The sequence below is a fragment of the Paraburkholderia sp. GAS33 genome, assembly GCF_050436645.1.
GTDB classification, from domain to species: domain Bacteria; phylum Pseudomonadota; class Gammaproteobacteria; order Burkholderiales; family Burkholderiaceae; genus Paraburkholderia; species Paraburkholderia phenazinium_B.
This window is the reverse complement of the sequence record NZ_JBNDMP010000011.1, coordinates 207,636-222,044: the sequence shown is the minus strand read 5'-3', so window position 1 is coordinate 222,044 and position 14,409 is coordinate 207,636. Positions and strand designations below refer to the sequence as shown.

Sequence of the window (14,409 nt, the reverse complement as noted above, 5' to 3'; positions counted from 1 at the left end):
CGTCCCCAACGCCGGGAACTTTCTACCGCTCCGCTTCCGACGCTTCCCGCTGCACCGCAGGCGCGCGCTTCACGCGCCGCGCCTTCTGCGACACCAGTCGCTCCGACACGTCTGACATCAACGTCCGCAGCCAGCCGATATCGCTTGGCCTGTCCGGCTGCGGATGCCACAACTGATAGCACTTGATGCGTGGAAACGGAATCGGCACGTCCACGACCGCGAGCGGCAGCATGTTTGCGTAGTGCATCGCAAAGCGGCGCGTCGTGGTGAAGATCAGGTCGGACTGCAGCAGCACCTGTGGCACGAGGCCGAAGTAGGGCAGTGTCGTGACGATGCGGCGCTCGGCACGTGCCCGCGCAAAGCCGGTATCGACGGCGCCGCCCCGCGCGCCGCTATACGGCGTGGGTGCGAGATGCGGAGCGGCAAGATAGGTTTCGCGCGTCATCGGCTGCTGCGCCAGCGGATGATCAGCGCGCATCAGGCACACCACCGTATCCGAGAACAGATCGCTTTTCTCGAAGCGAGGATCGGGCTTTGGCCAGTTACCGATCACCAGATCCAGTTCGCCGGCCTCTAGCGCGGCAGCGTGGTCGAGCGTGGGGTTCAGCGAATCGATTTCCAGACGCGCGTGCGGCGCCGCCTCGCGAAACTGTGCGATGACGGTCGGCATGAAAAAGTCGTTCAGATAGTCCGGGGCCGCGACCCGGAAGGTGCGTCGCGAGCGGCCCGGATCGAAATCTCCATGCGGGGTCGCGACAAAGTCCACTTCACGCAGCACCCGTTGCGCGGACGGCAGCAGCGACGCGCCGTATTCCGTCGGCACCATGCCGGATTTACCGCGTACGAGGATCGGGTCGTTCAGCGTTTCGCGCAGCCTGCGCAGCGCGGTGCTGATGGCAGGCTGGGTCTGGTTCAGGCGCTGCGCTGTCAGCGTGACGCTTCGCTCGACGAGCAGCGTACGCAGCACGCGTACGAGCCAGATATCGAGGGAGGCAGCGGTGTCGTCCATGGATCAGGTGGGCGGATCAGACTCTGTGAGTGCGCCGTTTGGAGCCCCAGCCGAAGAGCTCGCGAAGCGGGGCGCGAAGTCTATAACCTTAGGCCTGTTTGCCGTGCGCCCGCCATAGCGGGCGCGGTATGGCCGGGATCACACACCGCGAGCCCGGCAGTACCTGCGGCGAGCTCGCAAGCCTACATCCCGGAGGGCAGCGAACTGATGCGCTTCACTTCCTTCGATTCAAGCCAGTTCGGCGTGCGCGCGCTGTACAGCACCATCGGCAGGGCATCTTCTCCCCAGAACAACTGGTCGTTGAGCCAGAAGGTCGGCACTCCGAAGACACCGAGCTGGATCGCATCTGCCGTGTTGCGGCGCAGTTGCGCCTTGATCTCTTCGTCCTGGACCAACTGGGGGCCGTCAGGCAGGCCAACCCGTTCGCACAGCGCGGCAAAACCTTCCTCGCTTGACGGATCCCGCCCTTCGCGCCAGATAAAGCGAAAGATCTCGCGTGCGCAATGGATGTCGGCCTTGGCGGCGACGGCGAGCAGCAGCGGTTTGGTCGAATCGAACGGATGGGCCGGCGGCATCTTGAACGGGATGCCGAGCTGATCCGCGCGAAACAGCGCGTGACGATACATGTACACGCGCTTGGTGGGCACGCCGTAGGCGGGACGCTGGCCCCAGTGCTGGTACAAATCGTTCAGTACAACCGGCGTGAAGACGAACGGAAATCCCGGCCACTTGTCATGTTGCTCGAGCAACAGATACGTAAACGGCGAGACGAAGTCGTAAAACCACAACGGTTGCCTGGCGTCGATGCCATTGGTCATAGGTGTCTCCCGGATTGCTCGGATCTGGACGGAACGTGCAGGTTTTATAAGCGTCCGCTACGCGTGTCTGCTACGCGCGTCTGCTAAACCATCCAGTCTGCTGTGATCTTACGCGGAGCCGGGGCCGAGTGCAGCGCTCGTTGCACCGGCCAGGCAACTCACGCGGTCTGAGGCGGTGCAGCGGACGGCCCACCCGAGGCGCCCGGCGCGTCGGAATCGTCCTCGCCGCCGGAGGCTCGCGCCGCTTCCTGCGCAGCCTCGTGCTCCTGCTGCAGCGTCAGCCGTTGGCGTACGAAGCCAATATGCTCGCGCAGCACGTAGAACTGGTCCGCATAGGCGAGCGGCATCTTCAGTCCGTTGACCGATCCCTCGATCTCGTCGAGCTTTTCGATCAACTGTTGACGCTCTTCGGGCGAGGTGTCGTTGAGCGCGCCGCGTTCGAGGGCGATCAGCGCGCCATACCAGCGGTAGATTCGCGACTTGACCCGCCACGCGTACAGCGCCGGCACCAGCCGCAGCGCCGGCACCAGCAACACGATCAGCGGCACCACGACGACCAGCAGGCGGTCGGCGAGGCTCGCGATCCAGAACGGCAGTATCCGGTACAGGAAGCTTTTGCCGGACTTGTAGTAGCGCGCGGCGTCGTCGCTGATCGGGAAGTCGTGCGCGAGCGGTGCCGGGAATTCCCCCGCACGCTGCATGACGTTAGCGCGGCCGTGCACTTCGCGGGCCGCTTCGATCAGCAGATCGGAAAGCGCCGGGTGCAACGAGTCGCGCGCCACCAGTTCCTCGGTCGGCGCGACCATCTGGATCGGCGCCGGCGGCAGGTTCTTGCCGAGGTCGAAGGCGCCCATCGGCAGATGGATCTCAGTCAGGTAAGGAAAGCGCCGCGCATAGGCTTCAGCCTGCGTGAAATTGTAGAACTGCACGTTGGGTGTGCGGTAGAGCTTGCCCATCACCGGCGGTTGCGCGGAATCGCCCGTCAGGAAGGCCGCGTCGATCTGACCGGAGACCAGCGCCTGGGCGGCGTCGTCGCTAGACAGCGGCAGCAGGGTGGTGGGGCCGCCCGGCTCGATGCCGTTCGCCTTCAGCAGGGCCAGCGCCAGTTCGCGCGTACCGCTGCCCTCGGCGCCGATCGCGAGCCGCAAGCCCTTGAATTCCGACAGCCGCGTGGCGGTGCGGCCGTGATAGAAGATCGCGAGCGGCACGTAGGCCACGCTGCCGAGCGACATCAGCCCGTCAGGCACCGGACCGGGGGCGACACGGTCCTGCACGAAACCCACGTCGACCTTGCTGTCCGGATTGGCGAGGCGCATGAGGTTCTGGGCCGAGCCCTCGGAGGTCAGGACGTTGAGCGTGATGCCATTGCGCGCGAGGATTGTCTTGTACTTCTGCGCGGCATTCCAGAACGTACTGCCCTCGGGACCGGCGGTGATGGTCAGCGTGTGGGGCGGCGCGGGCTGAATCAGGCGCACGGCTACCCAGATGGCGACGGCGGCGATCAACACAATCGGACCGAACGACACCGCGAGATCGCGCCAGGAGATGGCCACGAAACGGGCGACCAGGCGGGGCGGTTTGCGGCCGGAGGAAGACTTCATGGGCTGACGTGAGGGCTACGGATCGTTCGATGAATGCGGTGGCTATGGCACGCAGGGGGCCCGCAGGGCACGTGGCGGCTCGCGGCAAAGCCCGCAGCGGCATGTTCGCGCCGATGGTACATGAGATTGTCACGGCTTCGGCGCATGAGCGGTGGGGATGGGCTGACAAACCCGTAACAAAACGTGAGATGCGCATGAGATGCGCGTGTGATGCGAGCGAAACCTGCGTTAACTGCCCTTGAATCGCGCTCGAGATAGCGGCAAAACCCGCATAACACCGGCCTGCAACCGGCACGCAATTGACGTAAAACCCAGGAGAAACCCACCTGAAATGGGGTCCACAATGCCTCCGAACCTTACGCGCCGGGCCGCGGACCCTCGCTAAACCCTTTGCGCTTCTCGCGCGCGTAGATTAAATTGTGCATCGCTGCCGCGTTTCAACGTTTGCGCAGCGCGACCCGGCGCGACAAAGTAGAACCGGGCGCGTTGGCGGACCTCACGGCATGCTGGCTTGTGCATCGCAATGCGATCGCCGGGCCGGCCACTCTCGCCTCTCGCAACTCCGTGTCGAAGCCCAATCGGCCGTGGCCCAGCCGTGCCTTGTCGCGCGCTGTCATGGCAGTCCGGAGTCGTAACGAAGCCGCTTGGTAGATGCGGTCATAACCGAAGTAAAAGGAGAAATCATGAAATCGGTCGATTTTCTGAAGGCGCTGGGTGGTGTGGTGGCGGTGGTGATAGCGTGCAACACGTATGCGCAATCAAGCGATGCAATGGCTGCGTCGGGCGCGATGGCTGCCCCGAGTGCCAAGGCCGTCAAGAAAGAAAACCGCACACTGGGCCGCAAAGTGCGCAGCGCGCTCGCCAAGGCTCAGGGTATCGACGTGTCGAGCATCTCTGTGCGCGCTCGTGGCGGCGCAGTGACGCTGACGGGTTCGGTGCCTGACCAAGGCCAGATCGACAAGGCTGGTGACGTCGCCAAGGGTGTCGACGGCGTGACCTCGGTGTCGAACAAGCTGACGGTGGTGCTGCCGAACTGATGGAGGCCGCGGGCGTGATCGCCGCGGCCGGATGATCGGCCGTGGCTCGCGCGCCGTTGCAAGCGGCGCCGGCCTGCAGGCCCGTGAGGCTCCTGCAGGTTCGGCCTGCACAGTTTTCCTGATGATGACCAGCGCCTGAGCGCGTCGCGCTCGGCTATACCCAGAACGGGCTCCGATGAATCGCCGGGGCCCGTTCTGCTTTTGGCGAGGCGATGCGCCGTGGGTAGCGCGGCATGGCGTTCCGGTGCTGGCCGACGCGAGCTATATCCGTCGTGCGCTGTGACACACAAATTTCGCTGGTTGAAGCGTACTGTTGAGGTTGGGAGCCGGCCTGCACCCGGAACACACCCGGAGCGAACCAAAATGGACGCTATGCTTCAGCGCTACACGGACCTGCCAATCGGCGAACGGGCAGCCTTTGAACTGGTGTGCGCACGGCACGGCTTCGCGCCGGCGCATTTTGAAATCACCGGGTCAGCCGATCCGGACGACGTCGCCCATCACCGGCGTCTCGTGACCGTGCGGCGCGGCGGCTGGGCGCAGTCGTATCGCGTCGATGACGCCGGCCATTGGGTGCGCCAGTTCGAAACCGATCTGACCTGCCGGTTCTTCAAGTAGAAGTCGAGCGGCAGCGGCGAACCGGCGTTTGCCCGGGTGTACCGGGCATATACGGCGAGGTAAGGCGAGGGTCTTCGCAGAGCCCTCTGCTGGTGGCGTGCGTCAGGAAAGCACCAGCCTTACGCCGACCAGCGTCAGCGTAGCGGCGAGGACATTACGCAGCAGCGCATCCGGCGCTCGAGCAGACAGATAGCTGCCGATCGCGATACCAGGCAGCGAACCTACCAGCAGCGACAGCAGCATCGACCAGTCGATCGAGCCGAGCAGCCAGTGTCCGGCACCGGCGAGCAGCGTGAGCGGCACGGCATGCGCGATGTCCGAGCCGACGATCCGCGTAGTGGGCAGGCGCGGATACAGCAGCAACAGCACCGTGACACCGATCGCCCCGGCGCCCACCGAGGTCAATGACACCAGAACCCCCAGCACCGCCCCGGTCAGCACGGTCAAACCGAGCGTGCGGCCCTGCGTGAGCGAACTCTGGCGGCCTGCGCCGAGTTTCGCCAGTTGCGGCCTGAACACCAGCGCCACCGAGGTAATCAGCAACGCCGCACCGAGTACGATCTGGATCAGCCGGCTCGCGCCCGGCGTGTCCATGCCGTATCGGTGCAGGAGGATCAAGGTGACGGTCGCGGCGGGGACGCTGCCGGCGGCGAGCCGGGTTGTCACCTGCCAGTCCACCGAACCCTTCAGGCCGTGCACGAGTGTGCCGGTTGCCTTGGTGGCGGCCGCGTAGAGCAGATCGGTGCCCACCGCGGTGGCGGGATGGACCTTGAACAGCAGGACCAGGATCGGCGTCATCAGCGAGCCACCGCCGACGCCGGTCAGCCCGACGAGAAAGCCGACAAACAGGCCGGAAAAGGAATACAGCAGTTCGATATGCGGGAGTGACATGGAGCGGACCGCTGGCGGCCGTGTGGGGTTGCGAACCGCATCCGAACGCCGGCGCGCCTCACGGCAAACGTGGACGCGGCGGCGCGAACTGGCGCGGCAAAGGCGCTATTGTCGCAAAACTGGAACGCGAGCGTGCCGGGTGCGTGAACCCTCAGAGCGCGCGGCGAATCTCGACCACGCCGAATACCGCCAGCGCCATCCCCACGCCGCGGTCGATCCACCTCCGCAGTTTGCTGCCGAGGGCATGACGGGCCAGCGTAACGGCCGTGACGAGGCAACACCACCATGCAATCGAGCCGCAGAACACACCCGATACTGTTGTCAGCGCAACGGTCGTCGAGAACGGGCCGCGTGGCGCAAGCGTCGTGAATAGCGCGGCGAACATGATGACGGTCTGTGGGTTTGTCAGCGTGAGAAGCAGTGCGCTCGCATAGGCTCGCGCCGTGCCGGCGTAGCTGTTGCGGGCGGAGCTGCCGTCGTTTGCGGCGTCAGCGGGCGTTTTCTGCAGCAGCGCGCGTATTCCGAGGTAAAGCAGGAACAGGCCGGCGGCGAAATGCAGCGGCCGGTCGTAGGCGAGCATGAAGTGCGATAACCCGACCAGTCCGAGTGCCGCGACGAGACCGTAGACGGCATCGCCGCTGGCGATTCCAATGCCGATGGCGAGTCCCGCTTGCGGGCCTTCGGCGAGCGTGCGACGGATGCACAGCATGCCCATCGGTCCGACGGGTGCCGCAACCGCCAATCCGACGCCCGCAGCGGTGAAGAACAGAGCGGTACTCGACATATGAGTTCCTTGCTGGTTGACCAGAAACTAAAACGGCGAGCCGCGGGGACTTTCGTCCCCGGCTCGCCGTAAGCAGCGCTGCACCGTTAGGTGCGGCGCATGCCGGCGTTGATTAGCTCAAGCTTAATGCTTCTTCGTTGTCGACGACGAAGCGGGCGCTACCCGAATGGGCGGCGAGCCTGACGGCAGGGTGGTGGGCGTCGGCTTTTTGGCCTGCTTCGGTTTCTTGACTTCGCGATTACTGCGCATCTGACCTTTTGCCATGACAGGACTCCCTTTTGCGTGTGTGCTCGTCGAAATTGTTCGAGCCTCCACTCAGTGTGCGCTGAATTGCGCGCGCTGTCGCGCAACATTTGCGCCAGCTGGGTGCCGTCATTTCAGACAGGAAGCCACCCGCGCCGGCTGTTGCGCTCAGGCGACGCAAAACAGGTGATACAACGCACTTTATTTAGCGTTATTTCGCCTCTAACGCGTGTGAATATCATCCATCCGCCAAATGTCTGAAATCGCCGATTGATCTTTGTGCACCGGCAGATCATATTGCGCTAAACCTGCTGACCTGTAAGCAGGATCTGCCTGTTATCGCAACGTAGGTAGCGGTTCGGACAATGCTTAGTGATATAACCTCCGATCAGCGCGATTCGACACAGTGCCGGCACTGTGGTGTGACACTAGCCACCAATCTGCTGTCCTGTCCGTCTTGCGGGGCCAATCAGCTCGATCCGCTCGGCTGGTATTCGCCGTCTGCCGCTTCTGCCAGCGTCCGTCTTCCCCCTCCCGCTTCCTCGATCGCGCCGCAACTGGCGGCGCCTGCGGCGTGGAACACGCCGGCGGGTGTGGAGGACGACCGGTTTCACGCCAAATATGATCCCTGGCGTGCGCCCAGGCGATCTCCGTTTGTCTGGGTCATAGCGGGACTTGTGGTGTTGTTCTTCGTGGCGGCGGTGGCCGGGTACGTTGCCTTGCGGCCCAGTAGCCCGGTGGTTGCCGTGGTGCCAAAGGCGGTGTCCGGCACGGTGTTGACGCAGCAGGCCGTGCCGCGTGCCGCGGTTCCTGCGCCGCCCGCGGCGAGTTCTGTGGTGACGACGGCGCCGTCTGCGCCTGCGTCCCTTGCGGCGAAGCCCGCTTCGCCCGCGACGCTCGTAGCGAAGCCCTCTGCCTCTGTGCCGCTTGCAGCGAGGCCGGCAACGCCTGCGCCGCTCGCAGTAAATCCTTCGCTTGCGGCTAATCCCTCTGCCTCCGTGCCGCTTGCAGCTAAATCGAATCCTCCTGCGTCACTCGCGACGAAACCCGCTGCGTCCGCAACGCTCGCAGCCAAACCCGCCGCGCCCGCGTCGCTTGCGTCGAAACTGCCTGAAGCCGAGACCGCCGCACCTAAAGCAGTGGCTCCCAAGCCGATGTCTCAGCTCGCGAACTTACCGCCTGCGGTAGCGCCGAGTCGGACCATCACTCAGGCTCCGGTCTCACCGGCTCCGGTTGCGCAGAATCCGGCCGCTCAGAATCCGGCTGCGCACGTCGCAACTGCGCAGAGTTCGGCCGCCCGAAGCGCAGCCGTGCAGAGTTCAACGGCACCGCGTCCGATTGCGCAAACGCCTCCCGTGTCGAAGCCTGCCTCGTCCACACCTGCCATTGCAACCGCCTCCAGGCCATCGACCGTCGTGCCCAAACCGGCGCCAAAGACTCTGGCCGCTGCGCCGCATCCCTCGACGTCGTCAACGCCTGACGTCAAGCGCGATGCCATCACGAAGGCCAATGTCAATGGCAAGCCAGATCAGGTGCGTCCAGAGGTAACGAGGAATCTTCAGATCGCTCGGGCGATGCTGCAAAAGGACAACCTGACCGCAGCCGAGTCGCATCTCTCAGCCGCCCTCGCTACGCAACCGAAGAATCAGGAGGCGCTCGACATGCGCACGGATCTGACCGGCCGCGAACAGCAGCGCGACGCCGCGCTCGATGTCGCGCGGGGCTGTATGTATATGGAGCGCTGGAACTGCGCCTGGCACAACGCCGGCAACGCTCTGGTCGTCGATTCGGGTAGCGCGGAGGCGAAGAGCATCATCGCGCAGGCCATGAATGAGGCGCAGCCGCCCGCGAAATCAGCGGCGACTCCGGCGCAGCCTATCCAGTCGCATGAGCCGCCCGACCACCATTGAGCGCGGGTTGCTGGCGCGCGATGGTTCGAGCCGGGCGGATGCGGACGTAAGTGAAACCCCGCGCCCGACAACGACGCAAGGCGATTTCCATCGCAGCAGCTAAGCGAAGTCCGACGGACCAGGTTCTGGCACACTCGGCGGCGTGTCGGTATCGCCAAGCAAGCCGGCGCTCGCATCGCCTTTATTCTTCTCTTTCTCCTCGGGCTCATCCGCTGGCTTTTCGGGCAGCGGTTGGTCGAGGCCAGGTTCGACAGGCGTTGGGAGGGCGTCGCCAATGGGTCTCGAAACGTCAATCGGAGGGTCATCAGCGGGCTGCTTCGTGTCCTTCTCTACATCGGGAGAGTGGCTCGTCACGTGGATCTCCGGGCAGGAGTGGGGATACGTTACAAGGCAGCAATCCCCGTACCACTTCCTCTCCTAAACCTGTCAGCCCAGACTGACATCAACCTGCCCAGGCACGCGCAAACACCCACGCAGACCCGCTTATTGGGAATTCGAAGCAACCTGCAATTCACCCCACATCACGAGGATTTTCTGAATGCTGCGCGCGTAAGCGTCGCGCAGCTTCGGCGATTCCGAGTGGTACGCGCCGATCGCGCGCCACGTGTTGCCGTACTTGACCATCTTCTGCTTCAGCAGCCACGCGGCCACGTAGACGTTCACGCAAGGATCGGTGAGCGCGCGATGGGGCACCCCCTCGCGGGCCAGGTCGCCGAAGTGGATGGAATTGATCTGCAACTGGCCGACATCGATCGAGCCGTTCGCGTTGCGGTTGATCGCGCTCGCGTCGCCTTTCGATTCGAACCACGCGACCGCGCGCAGCACGGACGGGTTGACGCCCTGATACGCGGCGGCCTGATTGAAGCAGTCTTCCTGCGCGTGCACTGCGCCGCACAACAGCGAAACGGCGAGTGCTGCGTACGCATGCCGCAGCAGGTTGTGGCGGGAGCGGCGGCACAGTGGCGCCGCGGCGATAGGTGAATGGTTGGACAACACGGGTCATGCCTCCGCGTGCTTGCGATACGTAATGAAGCCCGGTGTTAAGTGGGCGTTCGCGGTTGAACAGGAATTGCGCGACTTACGGGACTTGCGAGACTTAGCGAAATTGCGGGAACTGCACGAACGACGGGAATTACGTGGGTTGCTACGACTGTGGGTAGTAGGGCGTTATTTGGCCAGGGCGAGATCGAGTTGCTTTTCGATGTTGCCGAGGTACGCGTGCGATGCATCCGACACAACCATGTGCGGGACCGGCGCGACGCTCTTGCGGTCCGGTATGCGGATTTTCTTTTTCCGCTGCTGCGAGAGTTTGGGCTGCGGATCGTCTTCGTCGTCGCTGTTCGGCGGCAGCATCGCCAGGGTCGGCAACGGCGGATAGACCTTGTCTGATGCGGCGGGTGCGCCTGGCATGACGAGCGCGCTCGCAGCGGCGGGTGGCGCTGCGCTGGCGGGCTGGCCCGCAAACGCGGATGTCGCCAGCAGCAGACTCGTTGCCATTACGGATAGGCGATACATAAACCCAGCTTCCTTATGGCGTTGGCTTGATCGACACGCTGTACGGCTGGTTCGCGCCTGCCGTCAGGTTGTCGAGATTCAGTTTCACCGCATGTTGCGCGGGCACGCCTCGCCAGATGGCCTGGTTGAGGTACGGCAGGTCCTGCCCGAGCGCGGTCACGAGAATCGTCGTCGGCTGTTTCTGTGCCGCCGCCAGCGTGCCCACTTTGGCGAGCACGGCGGTCAGTTGCGGATCGCGAGCGCCGAGCGCATCCGGCGGGATCGTGAAACTCATGATATCGGTCGAGACAGGCGTCTTCTCTGGCTGCGTGGCGGTAACCGGGGGCACTTGCGCGCATCCGGCCAAAGCGAGAAGGGCCACGAAAATCAGTAGCGGCTTCACAAGATGCTCCCTCAAGTGGCATTGACGCTATAAACGCGTTTTCGGCAGCCTGGGCGGTGAACTTGATATGCAATTCGCAAACGTTTGGCAAAAAAGAAAACGTGACTCAATAATGAGGGCCAGGCGTGCATCTACGGCTTCGCAGTGCGCGTCCGGAAGTGAAGTTGCCCTGCCTGTTAAACAGACAGGAAAGCTGCTTTTTGTCGGATGAAAGGCGATGGGCGCGGAATAATAAAAGATCAGACAAGACCCGTCGCTTCGGACGTCATGACGGCGGAGCGTAACGGTTCGATCCATCCTCGGAGCGAAAAAGATATGAGCGGTAAGGTCAAGGAGCTTGCAGCACAGCTCATCAGAAACTTCAACGATGCCGAACTGGGTGCGGAGGTTCGGCCGCCACTGTATGAAACGCTGTGTACGCGTCTCGCGATGGGTACGGCGGCGCAGAAACTCGGCGCGTCGATCGATATCGTGGCCCCGGGCAAACGCTCGTGTCCCTATCATTTTCATTACGCGCAGGAGGAGATGTTTGTGATTCTCGAGGGCGAGGGCACGCTACGGGTGGCAGGAGAAATGTTGCCGATCCGCGGTGGCGATGTCATTTTCATTCCGCCGGGTCCTCAGTACCCGCATCAGATCATCAACTCGTCTGCCGCACCCCTGAAATACCTTTCGATCAGCACGCGCGACGATCCGGAAGTAGTCGAGTATCCCGACTCCGGCAAGTACCAGGCAATAGTGCGCGGCGCGGGAGCGAGCCGCGCGTTCGTCGGCATTCAACGCAAGGAAAATTCGCTCGATTACTGGGACTCCGAGCCCTGAGCCCTGAGCGTGGAGCGTGGAGCGAACTGAACGCGCAGCGACGAGTTGGAGCAGTTAGAGCGCGAGCAGGATTATGCGAGCGCACCTCGGTATTTTGGAGGCAGCGACGCGCCCGGAAGATTGCAGATAGAATGCGGCCTCCGCGCGATCCAGGCGGTTGATCTCGATCTTGCGCGAAGGAGTGCGGTTGTGAATCCCAGCCATACCGTCAGAAAAGCACGGCCTACCGATCTCCCGATGGTCTACAAGGGTGAGCTGAACTACATCCAGACGATCGAACCCGAGCACGAGCAGCGTTGGAAAGATGCGATGCACGCTCATCTGCGACAGTGGACCGGTGCGCTCGAGCGCATGTCCGTCGTCGAGCAGGGTGGCGTGCCGGTTGGATACTGCTTCTGGGAGATCATCGACGGTGCGGCGTGTCTCGCATCAATCCACGTGGTGCCCGAATTGCGGCAACGCGGACTGGGCCGGCTGCTCCTCGATCACTACATGAACGACGCGCGCACGCAGGGTTTTGCGAAACTGACGTTGAGCGTGTTCCGCGGTAATCCGGCCCAGTTTCTGTACGAGTCGGCCGGATTTCAATGCGTAAGGAAAGGCGAGGAGTACGTGGACTACGTCTATCCGGATGTCACGGCATCAACCGAGGACTAGAATAGGGACCCCGCGTTAAGGAAACCATCCATGTCCCTCTCGCAAGAAGCCAATCCTCTACTCGAAGAATGGCAAACACCGTACGGCTTACCTCCGTTCGACCGCATTCTCCCCGAGCATTTTCCTGCCGCCTTCGACGCCGCGATGCTTCAGCACAAGCGCGAAATCGAAGCCATTGCCAGCGCCGCGCAGGCCCCCACCTTTGAGAACACCGTAGCCGCGCTCGACGCGTGCGGCCAATTGCTACTCCGCGTCGAACTGGCGTTCGACAATCTCTCGTCGAGCGAAACCTCGCCCGCGTTGCAGGCCATCGAGCTTGAGTATTCGCCGCGTCTGGCGGTGCACGCAAGCGCGATTTACCAGAACGAAGGTTTGTTCACGCGACTGCACGCTCTTTACGAGCGGCGCAGCAGTCTGGGTTTGTCGACCGAGCAACAGCGCCTGCTCGAACGCTTTCATCTGGACTTCGAGCGCGCAGGCGCCAAGCTCGGCAAAGACGACAAGGCCCGCTTCGCTGCGATTGCCGAAGAACTGGCGATACTTACCACGCAATTTTCCCAGAACGTGCTCGCCGATGAGTCGTCGTTCGCCTTGACGGTTGCAGATGACGAGCTCGCTGGCTTGCCATCGTTTGTGCTTGCCGCCGCATCGCAGGCGGCGCGTGAGCGCGGGTTGCCCGAGGGCGCTCACGTCATCACGCTGTCGCCTTCGCTTGCCGAGCCGTTCCTGACGTTTTCCGAGCGCCGTGATCTGCGTGAACAGGTCTGGCATGCACGTCGCCAACGCGGTGCCTATGCGGGCGATCACGATAATCGCCCGTTGACCGCGAAGATCGTTGCGCTGCGGCAGGAGCAGGCCGCGCTGCTCGGTTACGCGACGTTTGCCGACTACAAGCTGGCCGATCGCATGGCGCCTTCGGTGGCGGCTGTGGATGAACTGCTGCAGCGTGCGTGGAAGCCGGCTATCGCCAAGGCGCAGCATGATCGCGAACAACTGACGGCGCTGGCTACTGAACTGGGGCAGCCGACACCGATTGCCGCGTGGGACTGGCGTTATCTGTCCGAGAAGGTGCGGCAGAAAAGCTTTGCCATCGACGATGCCCAGGTCAAGCCATATTTCTCGCTCGATGCAATGCAGGCTGCGATGTTCGATTGCGCGTCGCGGCTCTTTGGCGTGCGCTTCCAGGAACGCCACGGCATCCCGCTCTATCATCCCGATGTCCGCCTGTGGGAAGTGACGGACTCCGAAGGAAAGATGATCGGCGTGTTCATCGGCGACAACTTCGCGCGGCAGACCAAGCGAAGCGGCGCGTGGATGAGCATCCTGCGCTCCCAGTCGGGCCGCAACGGCGGTACGCTGCCGATCGTGCTGAACAACAACAACTTCGCGAAGGGCTCGCCGACGCTGCTCGGCTTCGACGACATCCGCACGCTGTTTCACGAGTTTGGACACGGCCTGCATGGACTGCTGTCGAACGTGCAGTATGAGCGGCTCGCGGGCACGCGAGTACTCGCGGACTTCGTGGAACTGCCGTCGCAACTGTTCGAGAACTGGGCCCAGGAGCGCGAGGTGCTATTGCGTCACGCCCGGCACGTTGAAACCGGTGAACCAGTTCCCGCGGAACTGCTTGAGCGGCTGCAAGCTGCGAGCCGCTTCAACCAGGCCTTCACGACCGTGCAGTATGTTGGCCCGGCGTTGATGGACATGGCCTTGCATGCGCGGACCGATACCACGCCGGTGGATATCACGCAGTTCGAAGCGGAGCAGGCTGAAAAGCTCGGCATTCCTGAAGATATCGGCATGCGTCACTATCTGCCGCATTTCAAGCACCTGTTTTCCGGGGACCAGTACGCGGCGGGCTACTACGTCTATATGTGGGCCGAGGTGCTCGAGGCCGACGGCTACGCGGCGTTCGAAGAGACGGGCGATCCGTTCGATCGCGCGACTGCGGAGCGTTTGCTGAAGTGGATCTACAGCGTGGGCAATTCGATCGATCCGGGTACAGCGTTCAGGTCGTTCCGTGGGCGCGAGCCAGCGGTCGAGCCGATGCTGCAAAAGCGTGGTCTGCTCGACGCGGCTGTGCCGGGTTGATCTGTCGAGTGGCGAACCCTTCGCCACTCAC

Annotated in this window: 16 protein-coding genes; 6 read left to right on the top strand and 10 right to left on the bottom strand. The window is 63.2% G+C overall.

What is annotated here, in order from left to right; all coding sequences use genetic code 11:
- Positions 1–22: 22 nt before the first annotated feature.
- The 3 genes from P3T24_RS29390 to P3T24_RS29380 all read right to left on the bottom strand — a co-directional run bounded on the left by P3T24_RS29390 (position 23) and on the right by P3T24_RS29380 (position 3,428).
- Positions 23–1,009, bottom strand: coding sequence for a LysR substrate-binding domain-containing protein (locus P3T24_RS29390; RefSeq protein WP_429440163.1), 987 nt, complete (start codon positions 1,007–1,009; stop codon positions 23–25).
- 182 nt (positions 1,010–1,191) lie between these two features.
- Positions 1,192–1,827, bottom strand: coding sequence for a 2-hydroxychromene-2-carboxylate isomerase (locus P3T24_RS29385; RefSeq protein ID WP_429440161.1), 636 nt, complete (start codon positions 1,825–1,827; stop codon positions 1,192–1,194).
- Between the two features lie 158 nt (positions 1,828–1,985).
- Positions 1,986–3,428 (bottom strand): TAXI family TRAP transporter solute-binding subunit, encoded by a 1,443-nt coding sequence (locus P3T24_RS29380; protein ID WP_429440159.1) that lies wholly within the window; start codon positions 3,426–3,428, stop codon positions 1,986–1,988.
- 683 nt (positions 3,429–4,111) lie between these two features.
- Between P3T24_RS29380 and P3T24_RS29375 the strand changes: the two genes are divergently transcribed.
- On the top strand, positions 4,112–4,465 hold the full coding sequence (locus P3T24_RS29375) for a BON domain-containing protein (protein ID WP_074265760.1): 354 nt from the start codon (positions 4,112–4,114) through the stop codon (positions 4,463–4,465).
- Between the two features lie 363 nt (positions 4,466–4,828).
- Entirely contained in the window at positions 4,829–5,083 is a 255-nt protein-coding gene (locus P3T24_RS29370) for a hypothetical protein (protein ID WP_074265759.1), read from the top strand.
- 102 nt (positions 5,084–5,185) lie between these two features.
- Here the strand turns inward: P3T24_RS29370 and P3T24_RS29365 are convergent, their stop codons facing one another.
- The 3 genes from P3T24_RS29365 to P3T24_RS29355 form a co-directional block, all read right to left on the bottom strand.
- Entirely contained in the window at positions 5,186–5,974 is a 789-nt protein-coding gene (locus P3T24_RS29365; protein ID WP_074265758.1) for a sulfite exporter TauE/SafE family protein, read from the bottom strand.
- A 151-nt stretch (positions 5,975–6,125) separates the two neighbouring features.
- Complete coding sequence (locus tag P3T24_RS29360; RefSeq protein ID WP_429440157.1) at positions 6,126–6,758, bottom strand: LysE family translocator; 633 nt, start codon at positions 6,756–6,758, stop codon at positions 6,126–6,128.
- A gap of 123 nt (positions 6,759–6,881) precedes the next feature.
- A complete protein-coding gene (locus P3T24_RS29355; protein ID WP_166660659.1) occupies positions 6,882–7,022 on the bottom strand; it encodes a hypothetical protein in 141 nt (46 codons plus the stop codon).
- 401 nt (positions 7,023–7,423) lie between these two features.
- Here P3T24_RS29355 and P3T24_RS29350 point away from each other — a divergent pair, with 401 nt between their 5' ends.
- Positions 7,424–8,911, top strand: coding sequence for a hypothetical protein (locus P3T24_RS29350; RefSeq protein WP_429440155.1), 1,488 nt, complete (start codon positions 7,424–7,426; stop codon positions 8,909–8,911).
- 99 nt (positions 8,912–9,010) lie between these two features.
- Here P3T24_RS29350 and P3T24_RS29345 read toward each other — a convergent pair whose 3' ends face one another.
- The 4 genes from P3T24_RS29345 to P3T24_RS29330 form a co-directional block, all read right to left on the bottom strand.
- A complete protein-coding gene (locus tag P3T24_RS29345) occupies positions 9,011–9,271 on the bottom strand; it encodes a hypothetical protein (RefSeq protein ID WP_429440203.1) in 261 nt (86 codons plus the stop codon).
- 123 nt (positions 9,272–9,394) lie between these two features.
- A complete protein-coding gene (locus P3T24_RS29340; protein WP_429440201.1) occupies positions 9,395–9,844 on the bottom strand; it encodes a lytic transglycosylase domain-containing protein in 450 nt (149 codons plus the stop codon).
- A gap of 234 nt (positions 9,845–10,078) precedes the next feature.
- A complete protein-coding gene (locus P3T24_RS29335; protein WP_429411205.1) occupies positions 10,079–10,426 on the bottom strand; it encodes a hypothetical protein in 348 nt (115 codons plus the stop codon).
- Between the two features lie 13 nt (positions 10,427–10,439).
- Positions 10,440–10,808 (bottom strand): hypothetical protein, encoded by a 369-nt coding sequence (locus P3T24_RS29330; RefSeq protein WP_429440153.1) that lies wholly within the window; start codon positions 10,806–10,808, stop codon positions 10,440–10,442.
- Between the two features lie 315 nt (positions 10,809–11,123).
- Between P3T24_RS29330 and P3T24_RS29325 the strand changes: the two genes are divergently transcribed.
- The 3 genes from P3T24_RS29325 to P3T24_RS29315 all read left to right on the top strand — a co-directional run bounded on the left by P3T24_RS29325 (position 11,124) and on the right by P3T24_RS29315 (position 14,378).
- Positions 11,124–11,630: a cupin domain-containing protein gene (locus P3T24_RS29325; protein WP_074265752.1), complete on the top strand. Its 507-nt coding sequence runs from the start codon at positions 11,124–11,126 to the stop codon at positions 11,628–11,630.
- Positions 11,631–11,819: 189 nt separating this feature from the next.
- Positions 11,820–12,287, top strand: a complete 468-nt coding sequence (locus tag P3T24_RS29320) for an N-acetyltransferase family protein (protein ID WP_429440151.1) — start codon at positions 11,820–11,822, stop codon at positions 12,285–12,287.
- A gap of 30 nt (positions 12,288–12,317) precedes the next feature.
- Positions 12,318–14,378, top strand: a complete 2,061-nt coding sequence (locus tag P3T24_RS29315) for a M3 family metallopeptidase (protein WP_429440149.1) — start codon at positions 12,318–12,320, stop codon at positions 14,376–14,378.
- Positions 14,379–14,409: the final 31 nt, after the last annotated feature.

Excerpts from the sequence above, each read along its gene's own strand:
- P3T24_RS29390 (WP_429440163.1), bottom strand. The coding sequence starts at position 1,009 with ATGGACGACACCGCTGCCTCCCTCGATATCTGGCTCGTACGCGTGCTG.
- P3T24_RS29385 (WP_429440161.1), bottom strand. The coding sequence starts at position 1,827 with ATGACCAATGGCATCGACGCCAGGCAACCGTTGTGGTTTTACGACTTC.
- P3T24_RS29380 (WP_429440159.1), bottom strand. The coding sequence starts at position 3,428 with ATGAAGTCTTCCTCCGGCCGCAAACCGCCCCGCCTGGTCGCCCGTTTC.
- P3T24_RS29375 (WP_074265760.1), top strand. The coding sequence starts at position 4,112 with ATGAAATCGGTCGATTTTCTGAAGGCGCTGGGTGGTGTGGTGGCGGTG.
- P3T24_RS29370 (WP_074265759.1), top strand. The coding sequence starts at position 4,829 with ATGGACGCTATGCTTCAGCGCTACACGGACCTGCCAATCGGCGAACGG.
- P3T24_RS29365 (WP_074265758.1), bottom strand. The coding sequence starts at position 5,974 with ATGTCACTCCCGCATATCGAACTGCTGTATTCCTTTTCCGGCCTGTTT.
- P3T24_RS29360 (WP_429440157.1), bottom strand. The coding sequence starts at position 6,758 with ATGTCGAGTACCGCTCTGTTCTTCACCGCTGCGGGCGTCGGATTGGCG.
- P3T24_RS29355 (WP_166660659.1), bottom strand. The coding sequence starts at position 7,022 with ATGGCAAAAGGTCAGATGCGCAGTAATCGCGAAGTCAAGAAACCGAAG.
- P3T24_RS29335 (WP_429411205.1), bottom strand. The coding sequence starts at position 10,426 with ATGTATCGCCTATCCGTAATGGCAACGAGTCTGCTGCTGGCGACATCC.
- P3T24_RS29325 (WP_074265752.1), top strand. The coding sequence starts at position 11,124 with ATGAGCGGTAAGGTCAAGGAGCTTGCAGCACAGCTCATCAGAAACTTC.
- P3T24_RS29315 (WP_429440149.1), top strand. The coding sequence starts at position 12,318 with ATGTCCCTCTCGCAAGAAGCCAATCCTCTACTCGAAGAATGGCAAACA.